This is a genomic window from Alteromonas sp. MmMcT2-2, assembly GCF_022348305.1.
Classification (GTDB): Bacteria; Pseudomonadota; Gammaproteobacteria; order Enterobacterales; family Alteromonadaceae; genus Alteromonas; species Alteromonas macleodii.
This window is the reverse complement of the sequence record NZ_JAKRFA010000048.1, coordinates 1-12566: the sequence shown is the minus strand read 5'-3', so window position 1 is coordinate 12566 and position 12566 is coordinate 1. Positions and strand designations below refer to the sequence as shown.

Below are 12566 nucleotides of genomic sequence, written 5' to 3'. Positions count from 1 at the left end.
AGAGGAACGCCCTAGTTAAATTAGTTATTAATAACGGCGCCTTAATAATAAAAGCATGGCCCCCATCGCGAGGATAATAACCGTTTGTGGTTCTGGAACAGAAATATTGGATTGTGATGGCGTGACGGTTCTAGAAACTAGGCTGCTTTCAAAATCAACAGCCAGTTGGAGTAATAAGCAAGTGTGTCATCATAGGTAAATGAGACTTCAATCGGGTTGGTATTCAGTTCATCAAGTTCAGAGGCAATCTGTGACTCATCGAGATAATTTACGCCGTAGTATTCATAGCCAGTATAGTTGAGTAAATACTCATATTTTATGATGTCGGCAAACGCTGTCTTACTGATAAATAACAGTAATAAGGTGGTAAGAATATGCTTCATGCTGTTTTCCTTTTCTTGAGCAGTGAAACATTAGCAAAATATATACCTTGCCTTATATATTGCGTGCTGCAGCAAACAGGGCGTAACTAATTTAAAACGAATGTAAAGAAAATAGACACTATTATTGTTCGACAGATATGTTTTTATACATAGAGAAATCAGTGTTTCACTCTTCCTTTTTGGCATTCTAGTTGAATACAAAATGCTTTAATCCTCGGAATGGACTAAAAGCAGCATGAGTAATCATTCGCTTATTTTGACGCGTAAATAAATACCGTTGGCACTAAACTCTCAACCGTCAACCAGCCGTTGCTTCTGTTGACAGAAATTAAAGGTTGAAATTGTGTAAAAATAGGAGGGGTAATTACCGGATCGAATTCGGAAATTACATAAAATCTTTAATTCTTTCTTCATTTAATTTTTAAATTAAAAATATCTGCAAGCCAGGTAAAAACTGGCCTGCATAGCCAATAAGGTATAAAGGTTCACTTGAACTTTGATATGTTATTTTGATAATGATACTAACAAAGATTTTAATACCTTTTCTAATGCAACTGCATCGTCAAAGTTAACATTTTCCCAGTCAATTCCAACATCGAGCTTTGTAACATCCTCTGTTAATAATCGACGAATTGCTGAAGTTTCTGTCACTTTCACTTTTGGCATTGTAATGTATTGCTTCGCCCTTCCCGGCTTCTTAGATACGTCAGAAGGAATATATTTTTTAAACTTTCCGAGGTCTGCCAACCTATTGAGGTAAAGCTCTGCATCATTATATTTTTCTGCTTTCTTAATCTCTTCATAAAGCGCAACAAGACTTGTTACTACCTTGTTTTCAAGAAGTTTATAAACAATATCAAAATGCTCATAAAGCTTGTCATAACGGAAATATGAAGTGCGACTAATTCCCAAATAAGATGTCACTAACGATAAGCGTTCAGTCTGCATTTTTGCCCCTTCCAAACTTTCTAATTCGCGAACAGCTTTTGCATAACTGTTTAACGCATCGGGTGGAGTTAGATCAGAGCGAGAAAAATTCTCAATGTGACGAAGCACACTAAGGTTTCGTGGCTTTTCAGCATAGATTTTAACTTTAACCTTTATCAAACCACCATAAAGGAAACGAATTGCATAGAAACGTCTATGACCAGCTACAATAGGATAGTCAGTCATATTCTTTCTCCACACAGAAATCGGATGAACTAGTTCACTGTGCTTTAGCGTTTCAGCTAGATTTTTAATTTCTTCTATTTCTAAATTAACCGCGTCATAACGAGGGTTGTCTTTTGATAATCGATTCTCAAGAATTCCCTTTTCACAGACAACACAATTATCCAAAGCTGCGATAGACTCATCATCTGATTTCTGTGCAAAGGTAACGGGTAAATATCGTGAATTATCTGACTGTGGTTGTATATAATCTACCAGCACCCTATCTAATTCAGAGGATGTCTTAAAGATAGGATCGTCATGTACTTCGCTTTCTTTGGATTTGTCCCGAGCTTTGAGGTCATCCAACATCTGTTGAGATTTTTTAGATACGCCCTCCCCTGACTCAAATTGACTTATTAAGTCTTCTTGAGTATTAACTTTTCCGACTGTTCTACGTCTCGCCTTTTTAGGGCTGTTCATTATTCATTCCCCCATAAGCTGCCTTCAATCAGTTCATAAAGCTTCTGCATTTCTTTTTGCGCGTGATGATTATGCACGTAATTAAAATGTGACTCATCAACAGATGGGCGTTCCATAACGCGATAGCAATTACGTTGCTGAAGCCAAAAGCGCGTCATATATTCTCCGGTAGGACCAGTTTTGTCGTAAAGTTTCGCAAGTGCCACTTCATCTTTCTGTGTAAGACGCGATTTGCTTGGAACTTTATTTGGAACAACACCGACTATCTTCAGTGGTGATTTTTGTCGGTCTTCGTTGATACGGTCTACTCGATTAAGCAGCATAGGTACACCATCTATAGAGTCGTATTCAGGTTCAGTCGGAATTATCACATGAGTAGCGGCTCCCAACATACCAGCGCTAACCGGTGACTTACTTGGCGGGTTGTCAACAATAACGATGTCGTAATCTTCCGCCAGTTCTGGAATTGAAAACCAATCGCGCATATGTGTCGAAATTTTTGAAACCAGTCTATCCGCTTGCGGTGTCAGAGCTAGTACACGGTCAACATTACCTTCAGACGGTAACACTTTGATGTTTTCGAAAGCAGTTGGATATTCATATACTGGTGAATCAAACAAGATATCAGTGGAAGTATTTCGGCCACTCCATTCTGGATCATTAATCTCTTCAAATTCTGGGTGTAGCGGAGCAGCGTATTCATCATCGCCTGGTATAGCATCCATTTTTAAGAATGCTTTGGACGAATCTTGCTGTGAATCGTAATCCAGCACAAAAACACGACGCTTTATCCCCTTTCCGCCTGGGCCGCCGGTTGCTAACAGATATGCAATTGTTGATGCAAGAAACGTTTTTCCAACGCCTCCTTTTCTATGGTAACTAGAGAGCACCCGCAGTCCGTTGTACATTTCGTCTGTATTCATAATCTCAACCTTGTATCAGCACATAACATCAGTCTGACATGCTAATCTTTCAATGTCTCGGATCGAATCTTTTATTAATCCATTCAGAAAAGCTGTGTAGTTTATTTCGTTCAATTATTGATAGCTAACTGAAAGTCTTTACTGGCAGTGTGTTGAGAGGTGTTGATGCCTATTAGGTTCACATGAACCCAATAAAGAAAATGTTAAGTAGATAAGCTTATCCCGCAAGCTAAGAGAAGATTAAAAGTTTGTACCTATTATTGAAACATCATCAAAGAAAACCAAGACTTTAATGTCAATAAACCTAATAAATTCGGTATTTGATTTATTAATAAGAAATTCCCTAAAAGCTTTTACGGGCAAGCTCTTGCGAGGTGTTAACTCCTATCAGGTTCACCTGAACCTAGTAAAGGTTTTACTTCTTTTGAACATACTACTGAATTCAACCTTTAAAATGGACTTGATAAAGATAGTTGGGTAACCTCAGGATCGAATCTACGAAATAACTGTAATCTATAACAACGGGGGAAATTATAGTGCGAGAGCTTTTTGACTTGTCAGAAAAATATGGATTTAAAGCGCCTCTGGTTGACGCTCCTGAATCACTCGATTTGAAACTGTACCTTCGTTTATGTGGAGCATTATCTATTTCACCAATTACGATTGCTGTGATTTCTGACGTCTTTATAGCTCTACAGGATATCGACGAACGCATTGCAAGTATCCAATATATCGCCGAACGTATAAATCGAAAAGTATCAAATATTCGACATCATCTCGTCACTCTTGAAAAAGCTAATCTTATAAAAAGTGAATTTATTACAACTGATCCAATACGACGTCGTAGAGGAAAGCTTTTTACATTAGCGATACCTAAAGGGCAAGCTGTAGCAGCTGCAGACCATTCATCAATACCGGAGAGAGATAATTATCAATTGGTGTCATCTAATACCGTTGAAACCATAGATATTGACCGATATGACGATAAAACACGATTTCTTGAGCTACAAATTGTTAGATATCTAGTCAAAGCGATGCGAACCAATCGTAAAGATAAAGCAGGTACTATCAACGTTAAACTAAAAGTAGACGGTAGAGTAAAACCAATCTCCATCACCGCCCGAGCAGAAGAGGGAAGGCTTATCTATTTACCTGATATGAGCTACTACGCAGGCGCTATTACCTGGCTTATCAATCATATTTCTGAACGAGTTGAACAGGCCGATACTATTGGAGAAACATTCACATTACCACTAGAGCCTCTTATATCAATGGCGAAGGATATTCCGCTTTCAGATGCATCAGCTGGTGGTTATATGAATAATGCTATCCAATCGTTGCAGCGAATATCAGCAACTACATTTGATATGCGCGATTTATATGGACAAGACCACAGTACAATTAAAGATATTGAAATGTATTACAAGCTTTTCAGACTTGAGGCTCTTGTTACCTATGAAGATGAAAGAGAGATAGAAAAAAAAGCAGCAGTTATTCAGTTTCCGCGCTCGACAGTGAAAAATATTATAGCTGCCGTGCGCGCTGAAAAATCTCTTAACGAAATGTTGTTGATTGACAGTGATATTTTCGCAACAAAGAATGAAATTGAAATTTTGTTTGGTCTATGGGCGAGGGAACATCTCATTACTGGACGTCAGGCGCAGCAGATGTATACATGGAACGAGCTTCGTGAATCAGTAGCTCCTTCGACCAGTCTAAGTGAATTTAAGCGTAAGTTTTCAAACATGGTACTTACGAATGTAGATCCCGAATATAAAGCTAAAATTCATAACGCTGTCAAAGACAAGATCGTTCGAATCATAGAGACATGTCATTTGTCTGAGCCAAGAAAAGGTGAATTGGTAGTCGAATACGGTCGGGCCACGGTACAAGGTTACCTGATAAATATTGGTTATTCACCAGAGCATGGGTCATCAGTTATAGCTTTTAGACGAGATATGTCTGCATTACATATTTTGAGCCACTTCAATAGTCAGCGGTAACTTATAATTTGATGTTAAAAAATCCTTGGATCGAATCTACAGCAAGGAAAATCAATAGATTATGGCTCGGATCGAATCTTTAAAAAGATCTAAATTAGATCACGATCCAACTTGATCTCTATTACCTTTCATATAAAGATTACATCTGTTAAAGACATTCTCTTACTTATATTGAATCTTTAATTTGCTCACTGAAGAGCAACATAAATTATTTGGGAAGATAAGAAGCGCTGAAAAGACAAAACCCGTGAAGTGTTGGCGCACTGCACGGGTCTTAGGATGTAACTTTTTGGAACGAGTTACACATCCAATTCTAGCGGATTGATCGATCACGTCAACTGTTAGGGCGTTTTTTATCAACAATAACTCGATTTGTTGGTAAAAACATGAGAAAAAACACAGAATTTGTGTTCATGAGCACGGGACTTTTTGAACACCTCAACGAAACAGAATCATATGTTTTCTCTTTTGTTACTTATTTTGCTTGTGATAAACAAAAGGGACAAGTATTTAAACGTAGTACAGCAAGTCTTTGTAACAATCTTGGATACTCCGCGAACACAATAAGGTCAACAATAGATAAGCTTGTCGAGAAGAACTTTTTAGCACGTGCTGAAAAACCTGACGACAAAAATAAGGCTCTTCGTTATAACTACTTTGACGACATATCACATTATTTAGTACTTGGTACTCATAAGTATGCTCAGGAATTCTCATCTGAATTGTCAGAAATCTTAAATTTTCTAAGGAAAAGTAGTAAACATAAAAAGCCAGATTTGAAAAATGTATTTTTCAAAGTTTATGTTAACGCGCTGCAAGCCTCTAAAAAAGGGGAAAAGTGGAAGCGCAATCAATCTCGGCACCTTCATAAAACGATAGTTTTGCATGGGTACCTTCACAATAAGATCAAATTCAGAGACAAATTTGATAAATCGACCTTGTCACTAAGCGTACCTTACTTATCAGCAATGATGCAGTGGTCAAGGAATACCGTAAGGCGGGTAGTGAATACACTTGTCGAACTCGGGCTAGTAACTCTCAAGCTAGAGGGCAAACGAATCGCTTTTTTACAAGTTAGATTAGCTGAGCGGGTCAGGGAAGGATACAAGCAGCTAAAATCTCGACTTTTTGACGTGAGACAAAAAACTGTTGGTGTTACTCGCAATTCAATAAATAAGCCAATGGGACTAAATAGGCCGGGTAAGCATGCTACGCCAGCGGAACACGCGTCCTACCTTGCAGCAATGAAAAAAGCACAAAACCACTGACAAAAAACAACTATTTGGAATCCAGACACTGTTCTGGAGTTTTCTCGTGCCTAAAATTCAGATTAGTCTGCAATTTATACAATTCAACAAAGCGAACGCTCAAGTTTTTAACCATACACGATAAAATAATGAAAATAAGAGACAAGCAAAAGCTATGGAACCCGCGCTAAACATAAGTGGTGCCATCCATACGCAGATGGATAGAACTAGCTCCATCCATAATCGAAATGCTCCACAGATATGCTTAAAATTCCAACCACATTCAGAACGTGCCAAAACTAACCACATTAGAATAAGATAGAAAAAGAAAGAAAAGGGTAGGGGGGATTAACCCACCCACAAACTATTTTTTTATTTGACTGAGACTTTAATAAGGTTGTAGAGACGTTCCGGACCATTCCGAGATCTCCTTCTTTTTCTCACCAAACCAATTAGTAAGCTTAACTTAATCATTTGATTGAAGGAACGAGCAGCCATGGCGAGAAATAGAACAGATATGAGAAATATTAAAGACGTTCCGATCCTCAAATTTGAAGTAGGATTAAGCCATCGAGACAGCGTCCAATACTTACATCACGCCCATAACATTATCGTCAGTAGTGCAACGGGGTGCGGTAAAACCAACCTTGCTTGCGTATTAGCCAGGTGAGCCTGTGAGCAGCATCATACAGTGCGATGTTACCGACTTGGTCAACTCCTTGATAAAATGAATATCGGCCACGCCTATAGCAGTTACCAAAAAAAGCTTGCCCAACTCGCCAAGAATAAGCTACTCATCCTAAACGAATGGGGAATGGAAAAACTGAGCACAAGACAGGCTAATTACTTACTCGATCTGATGAAAGAACGGTATCAAAAAACAAGTATCATTATCGCTAGATAGTTTCCCGTTACCGAATGATACAAGCTCATAGGTAATCCCACTGTGGCAGATGCATAGAGCAGTCATGCTAATTGCAACTAGTTTTTACTGGCGATATGCCGTTTTCGGCGCCGATATAAACCTATTTATGCCCAAAACGGCAAACCGCATACCCACGCGAAGGTATTATACGGTTTTTGTGAATAAATCCAGTTTTCAGACGAATAAAAAAGGGATCGCGGTAATGCAATATAGAGAAAGAGCCTGACGCCAGTTTTGTATTGGCATCGACCATTTCTTACTGGCGTCTTTTATTACTAAGTACACCATTTACCTTGCTGAATCCCCGCTGGGGAAGCTTTTCCGCTTCTTGATAGCTTTACGGATAACGTCGTTAAGAGATTCAAAGGCATTAGTGTTGTAAATTGGCCTGCGGTGTCCTTTGGATAATTAAATAAGGTGTTGGGGTTGTGCCAGTGCGTCCGCCATGACTTAGCGATTTGTGGATACTGGCCGTCTCATGTTTCAGCAAACCGTTCCAGCTCTAGCAGTGCCTCATCTTCTGTTGCTGAGCGATATACGCGCTTTAAATCTGCGGTGACAACTTTGTAATTCTTCCATGACTCGAACTTAAGTGGGTAACGCACCATGTGTACGACACACAGTGTGGATTCTCATGAAGTTTGATAAATCGTCTCATTTATGTGATATGAAACCTCAGTTGTTTTGATAAATTTTCTACAAATCTCATTTGTGGTGATAATAATCACACTGGACCGATATCGACTTTACGATAGTTAGTTAGAATATGCTGAAAGGCTCAAAGGAAACTGCGAATAAGTCCTGCAATTTAGTTCTTGAACTAGCCTTTGCATTCGCCGTCTAATTTTTGAACGCTAAATTCTCAATTTTGGTCAATATACTGCCGTTTTAGGCCGGATTTCGACCTAATTCCGGACTATTCCCGGATTTCAGACAGATCTTGGCTGTCGTCGTAACATCTGGTCTACTTTAAACAGGTTCGCCAAGGTGAATAGCATGGCTAACTGTGAGTCATTTTTTGTCAGCCCTTTATAGCGTGCTTTGATAAAGCCGAACTGACATTTGATGATCCGGAACGGGTGTTCTACTTTCGCCCGAATGCTGGCTTTTAAATATTCGATGTTGATGGCGTTTTTCTGCGCCTTGATAACCAGCATCGCCAGAGATGAATTTCTCATCGCCACGCAACAGGTTCTTCATCTGATTCAGGTCATGTTCGTAGGCGGCGGTGGTTACCAATGTATGGTGGAGACCGCTCTTGGCATCCACACCAATATGGGCTTTCATACCGAAGTGCCATTCATTGCCTTTCTTAGTCTGATGCGTCTCTGGGTCACGTTCATTCTTTTTGTTTTTAGTGGAGCTGGGAGCTTCAATAATCGTCGCATCCACCAGTGTACTCTGCGCCATCATCACACCGCAGTCCGACAGCCATTGGTTGACCGTTTTGAATAACTTTCGAGTGAGTTTGTGCTTTTCCAGCAAGTGCCGGAAATTCATAATGGTGGTGCGGTCGAATGCGAAACATGGTCTCAAGCGCATACGGACGTCTGCCATTGCCTGCTTTAGGATAAAAGGGTTCAATCACTTCCAGCAGTTGAGACCACGGCAGCAAATTATCCATCCGGGATAAGAAAATTTCTTTGCGGGTCTGGCGGCGCTTGCTGGAAAACTCACTATCGGCAAAAGTTAACTGTTGGCTCATGGACGGTAATGACTGCAATTTACTATGCAGCTATGATCTCACATTGGGGACTTATTCGCATCCTCCCTAGGGCACTTGATATTGAGCGGCTCTCAGGAATTATCCTCTGGCGCCTTAAAGGTTTCTGGAAAGTATTTGTGACCTATTTTATCCCAGTCAATGAAGATGGCTGCACAGGCTAGCGTCACCAGCATACCAATCGTTCCGTACACAATAATTTGATACATCGCGTTCCTCACATTTAACAAACACAAATGTTAGCAGGCTTCCTAGTTTTAACCATGCTGCTCACAGTCATGGATTAACAACGAAGCCGTACTATAGACCCAAAGCAATCAGCAGCTATCATACGAGTATAGGGCATGATTAAGGCATTTTTCGAGAAAAAATTGAACACCTTAATTCAATTTGAGGAAATACACACTATGTCACAAGGTTTTTTTAATGTGAGAGTAAAGAGCAAATATCGGCTCAATTGAAGTGAACACATTTCCGTAAAGTGACTTGGTTTCCAATCTATCACTCGTAACAACAAAGAAGTACAAAGGTAACCAAGGTCAGCAACAAGAAAAAAGCGACGTGGGTTAGTGTCACAGTCTATCTTCGAACCGCTGAACTACTAGATATGCTAACACAGCAAGACACTGAGACTTTTGACACAGGCTCGCTGGTGGAAGATAAGTGGATTGAACAGCGCAACCAAAATCGCTCTAAGCTCGGCATAGCTATTGTCTTGTCGAATATTTATAGAGACCCGGTCAAGATAGTTGGCTAAACCTACTTATCGTAGGAATTTTCGTGTGAAAGTTTTCGATTTCATATTAGTATCAATATTTGCTCCATTGGTTAATAGTTCGGCGCTAGCCGCCCGGGTTAGTTTAATCATTATCGCCAAAAGCAGAATAAGCCGCTGAGTTAATATTGAGGTGTGAGCATATATTTAAGCTCAGAGCCTAACCATTAATGTAGCGAAGCTGATAATTTCAGGACAAGAGTATGAGCAAGAAAAGTTTGATATCACAGGCCTCCACCGCATTGAGCCTCTATCAGATAGATAATAATGAGTCTGGCAATAGTGAAGCACTACCCCCCGAGAGTAGTGCCCAAATAGATATTGTTGTTTCGCATTCCATGCCGTTACCAGTTGAAATATTAGACTCTCAGGTGTCGGTGAAAATTCCTGCAGAATTTTTTGATGTGATAGCGAGAGATTGGTGTGAAAAACGTGAAATAATCACAAATAAGTACACGCTAGAGGAGCTTCTTAGCCCAAACGATTTTCACTGGCCAACAGGCGAAGAAGAACTTATTGATGAAGTAGCTGATGACACTGCACGAAGTAAACAAGTCATTGAGCATGAGCAACAAACAGGAGATGAGGTTCTTCAATATAAGAATATATTTGATGTAATCTCTGACGACGAAAATTCGGCAGAGACTATGCAAAAACGTAGCAATGCTCTCTTAAGATTGCGAGAAATGGGGCAGCGACTTCAAAGTGAATTTCCAATATTAAGTATTATAAATAACGAAGAAGAGCACCAAAAAGCTTTAGACATTATGGAAATTTTGTTACAGGACTACGATAACAACCTATTGCTTATAGATGCACTAAGCTGTGCCATTACCCGATATGAACAATCAGAGCAGTTTACGCAATAAATTTAAAAACTCGTTGATAAGGTAAAATGCTGGCAGAGAGGGGGGCATGTAAACTTGATAAAGCCACTTATGATGAGATGCCCACACACATCGAACAATGTTGAGCACAAAAAGCGGTGTCGCCTTCAGTGAGTTACTCAACTAAGCGCTCACTGAGCATCAACTAAGACTAAATCTAAAACAAAACCGAAAACGAGAACCTGTAAAAATCTAGTCAATTTCGACTTCGGGAAGGTGAGGAAATTTTCTCGCAATCTTTTCTTTTGAACGTTCTCTAAACGTACTCATAAACTTATCCAATCGAGCCTTGTCTTCAGGCCGTGGGTTTTTGCTTGATAAAATGAAGCTCAATGGAACTCTCGACACTCTTGCCATGATACACCTTTAAACACTGTTTCAATCGATGCTCTGCCGTTCTAGTAAAGGCAATTTTTCTTCTAAGTTGGTCAAAATTCAGCGAATATAACAATGTCGTACTAGCCTTGTGCTGTCTTTCGCTACTAGACATTATAGCGCGTTCTAATTAACAATACACACCATGCTCTAGACGACCAATCAACGCCATAACCTCGTTTGTCCCCGCGTATGTCGATATCATCGTGATAGGCTGAATGCCATTCAATCCACGAGAGGGAGACTTAAGCCATGACAGCGCTTTCTCTTTACTGCCATCAAAAAGCGTTATCCCTGCATTAATCACTTGAATGAGGCGAACTACTTTTTCGCTTTCAATAACACTCAACTTTCCAGCATTTGCACGACGACGTAGCGTGGATACTGAAATCCCGAGTAACCCAACCAATTCTGCATTGGTCATTTCAGCGTAACGTGCGATGCGCAAAAAGGTGGAATAGGGTAAACCTCTTGCTATGGCCTCTTGAAGCTGGCGACCTCTCTGGGGGATGTCAATGATATCCCATATAGTCTGCTTTTTCCCTCTGTCGCGCGTGTACGTTAACATGATGCACTCCCACAATACGTGTTACAGCAAAAAATGTGATTCAAAAGTCCAGCTGACGGCGAGTATTCGCATTTGTTGAATGGGCCTATATTAACCTATTTTTCCCTAACTTATATACTCAGTATACAATCTGAAGTTCTACATCGGGACGTACACCGCTTTATAAACCTGCTGTCTTTCTGGTGTTTAAGGGTTACATTTGTGAATTTTATTTATTGCCTATCCCATGTCTTTGGGAATAGCAGAACTGTCACGAAGTATGGCAACTGAACATCCGAAAGGCCACTCTTTCAATCAATATAGTCGGGAGAGGCATTCGGAGTATCGTGAAATTCCATACTGATATACCTTCATGTACTCAAGCTGTTCTAGACGTTAGAGGCAATAATCGACCGCATTATCATGCGGTGGCATCCTTATGTGATGGTTAGTTATCCTTTTTTGGAGGAGCAAAAATTCAGTATGGGATGTTTTGGTATGTCAGCTGTTTTCTAACTTTCTTGTCAAGTAGCCTTTTGCAACAGGATCTATTTATCATGTCGACGTGCAATCCAATAAAAGCCAATACCTACCACTAATAATGTTAATATAATAAAGATAGTGCCGATAAACTGAATCTTATTAATGGCTTGTCCCTCCTCAAAGTATTTTTTCTTGAAATTACCATGCCGATAACAATCGATCACCTTAGAAGCCCCCTTGGGGTATGGTAGTTTTCGTCTGATGAATTGACTGACTTTTTTCCCGCTACCGATAATGAACAGTTACTTGTTGTGCATTTGTCCGCTTCCCCTTTAATGAGACAGTGTAGATGGATTAGTAAAACAATGAAAGGACTCAGCAAGGCAAAATGTGCTGTAGCAGAACACCACTGGAAACATTAATCGATGGGAAACGGGCTTGGCTGAGAAGAATCTAGCTCAAATCTAATCTTACAGCGGCGCCTAAAAAAACGAGTAAGCATCAATTCTGAGCTAGTACAGTTGAAAGTACAGTTGAAAGTGCACGGTGAGAGCATGAACGATCAAATATCGTTCAACGCTACCAAACCCGCCGCTAACACCTTTTCCAAATAATCAGTGCTACCATGCGCACGTTTCTGTTTCCGTGGCACACTCACTTTTC

Annotated in this window: 9 protein-coding genes and 3 pseudogenes; 5 read left to right on the top strand and 7 right to left on the bottom strand. The window is 40.0% G+C overall.

Annotated elements, in window-relative coordinates:
* Nucleotides 1-137 precede the first annotated feature (137 nt).
* The 3 genes from MHM99_RS18230 to MHM99_RS18220 all read right to left on the bottom strand — a co-directional run bounded on the left by MHM99_RS18230 (nucleotide 138) and on the right by MHM99_RS18220 (nucleotide 2938).
* Nucleotides 138-383, bottom strand: coding sequence for a hypothetical protein (locus tag MHM99_RS18230; RefSeq protein ID WP_187447580.1), 246 nt, complete (start codon nucleotides 381-383; stop codon nucleotides 138-140).
* A gap of 504 nt (nucleotides 384-887) precedes the next feature.
* Entirely contained in the window at nucleotides 888-2015 is a 1128-nt protein-coding gene (locus MHM99_RS18225; protein WP_187447579.1) for a ParB/RepB/Spo0J family partition protein, read from the bottom strand.
* Nucleotides 2015-2938: a ParA family protein gene (locus MHM99_RS18220; protein WP_239220263.1), complete on the bottom strand. Its 924-nt coding sequence runs from the start codon at nucleotides 2936-2938 to the stop codon at nucleotides 2015-2017. Before MHM99_RS18220 ends, MHM99_RS18225 begins: the two co-directional genes overlap by 1 nt.
* Nucleotides 2939-3474: 536 nt before the next feature.
* Between MHM99_RS18220 and MHM99_RS18215 the strand changes: the two genes are divergently transcribed.
* Together MHM99_RS18215 and MHM99_RS18210 are read left to right on the top strand one after the other, a co-directional pair.
* Nucleotides 3475-4941 carry a hypothetical protein gene (locus MHM99_RS18215; RefSeq protein WP_187447577.1) on the top strand — a complete coding sequence of 489 codons (1467 nt, stop codon included), beginning with the start codon at nucleotides 3475-3477 and terminating at the stop codon, nucleotides 4939-4941.
* A 386-nt stretch (nucleotides 4942-5327) separates the two neighbouring features.
* The gene (locus MHM99_RS18210; RefSeq protein WP_187447576.1) at nucleotides 5328-6209 is read left to right on the top strand and encodes a hypothetical protein; all 882 of its coding nucleotides are present in this window, start codon (nucleotides 5328-5330) and stop codon (nucleotides 6207-6209) included.
* 1078 nt (nucleotides 6210-7287) lie between these two features.
* Here the strand turns inward: MHM99_RS18210 and MHM99_RS18205 are convergent.
* From MHM99_RS18205 to MHM99_RS21285, 3 genes and pseudogenes are all read right to left on the bottom strand, one after another.
* Nucleotides 7288-7736, bottom strand: a pseudogene (locus MHM99_RS18205) (transposase); the annotation flags it as partial.
* A 306-nt stretch (nucleotides 7737-8042) separates the two neighbouring features.
* A pseudogene (locus MHM99_RS18200) lies at nucleotides 8043-8818 on the bottom strand (IS5 family transposase).
* A gap of 92 nt (nucleotides 8819-8910) precedes the next feature.
* On the bottom strand, nucleotides 8911-9045 hold the full coding sequence (locus MHM99_RS21285; protein ID WP_262385816.1) for a hypothetical protein: 135 nt from the start codon (nucleotides 9043-9045) through the stop codon (nucleotides 8911-8913).
* 398 nt (nucleotides 9046-9443) lie between these two features.
* Between MHM99_RS21285 and MHM99_RS18195 the strand changes: the two genes are divergently transcribed.
* Both MHM99_RS18195 and MHM99_RS18190 read left to right on the top strand, forming a co-directional pair.
* Nucleotides 9444-9593: a hypothetical protein gene (locus MHM99_RS18195; RefSeq protein WP_187447846.1), complete on the top strand. Its 150-nt coding sequence runs from the start codon at nucleotides 9444-9446 to the stop codon at nucleotides 9591-9593.
* Nucleotides 9594-9814: 221 nt separating this feature from the next.
* Nucleotides 9815-10480 carry a hypothetical protein gene (locus MHM99_RS18190; RefSeq protein ID WP_187447845.1) on the top strand — a complete coding sequence of 222 codons (666 nt, stop codon included), beginning with the start codon at nucleotides 9815-9817 and terminating at the stop codon, nucleotides 10478-10480.
* Between the two features lie 523 nt (nucleotides 10481-11003).
* Here MHM99_RS18190 and MHM99_RS18185 read toward each other — a convergent pair.
* On the bottom strand, nucleotides 11004-11441 hold the full coding sequence (locus MHM99_RS18185; RefSeq protein WP_187447844.1) for an antitoxin Xre-like helix-turn-helix domain-containing protein: 438 nt from the start codon (nucleotides 11439-11441) through the stop codon (nucleotides 11004-11006).
* Nucleotides 11442-12253: 812 nt separating this feature from the next.
* Between MHM99_RS18185 and MHM99_RS18180 the strand changes: the two are divergent.
* Nucleotides 12254-12371 (top strand): annotated as a pseudogene (locus MHM99_RS18180) (IS481 family transposase); the annotation flags it as partial.
* Between the last annotated feature and the right edge of the window lie 195 nt (nucleotides 12372-12566).

Coding starts and splice junctions, on each gene's coding strand:
- MHM99_RS18190 (WP_187447845.1), top strand. CDS start 9,815: ATGAGCAAGAAAAGTTTGATATCACAGGCCTCCACCGCATTGAGCCTC.
- MHM99_RS18230 (WP_187447580.1), bottom strand. CDS start 383: ATGAAGCATATTCTTACCACCTTATTACTGTTATTTATCAGTAAGACA.
- MHM99_RS18210 (WP_187447576.1), top strand. CDS start 5,328: ATGAGAAAAAACACAGAATTTGTGTTCATGAGCACGGGACTTTTTGAA.
- MHM99_RS18185 (WP_187447844.1), bottom strand. CDS start 11,441: ATGTTAACGTACACGCGCGACAGAGGGAAAAAGCAGACTATATGGGAT.
- MHM99_RS18225 (WP_187447579.1), bottom strand. CDS start 2,015: ATGAACAGCCCTAAAAAGGCGAGACGTAGAACAGTCGGAAAAGTTAAT.
- MHM99_RS18220 (WP_239220263.1), bottom strand. CDS start 2,938: ATGAATACAGACGAAATGTACAACGGACTGCGGGTGCTCTCTAGTTAC.
- MHM99_RS18195 (WP_187447846.1), top strand. CDS start 9,444: ATGCTAACACAGCAAGACACTGAGACTTTTGACACAGGCTCGCTGGTG.
- MHM99_RS21285 (WP_262385816.1), bottom strand. CDS start 9,045: ATGTATCAAATTATTGTGTACGGAACGATTGGTATGCTGGTGACGCTA.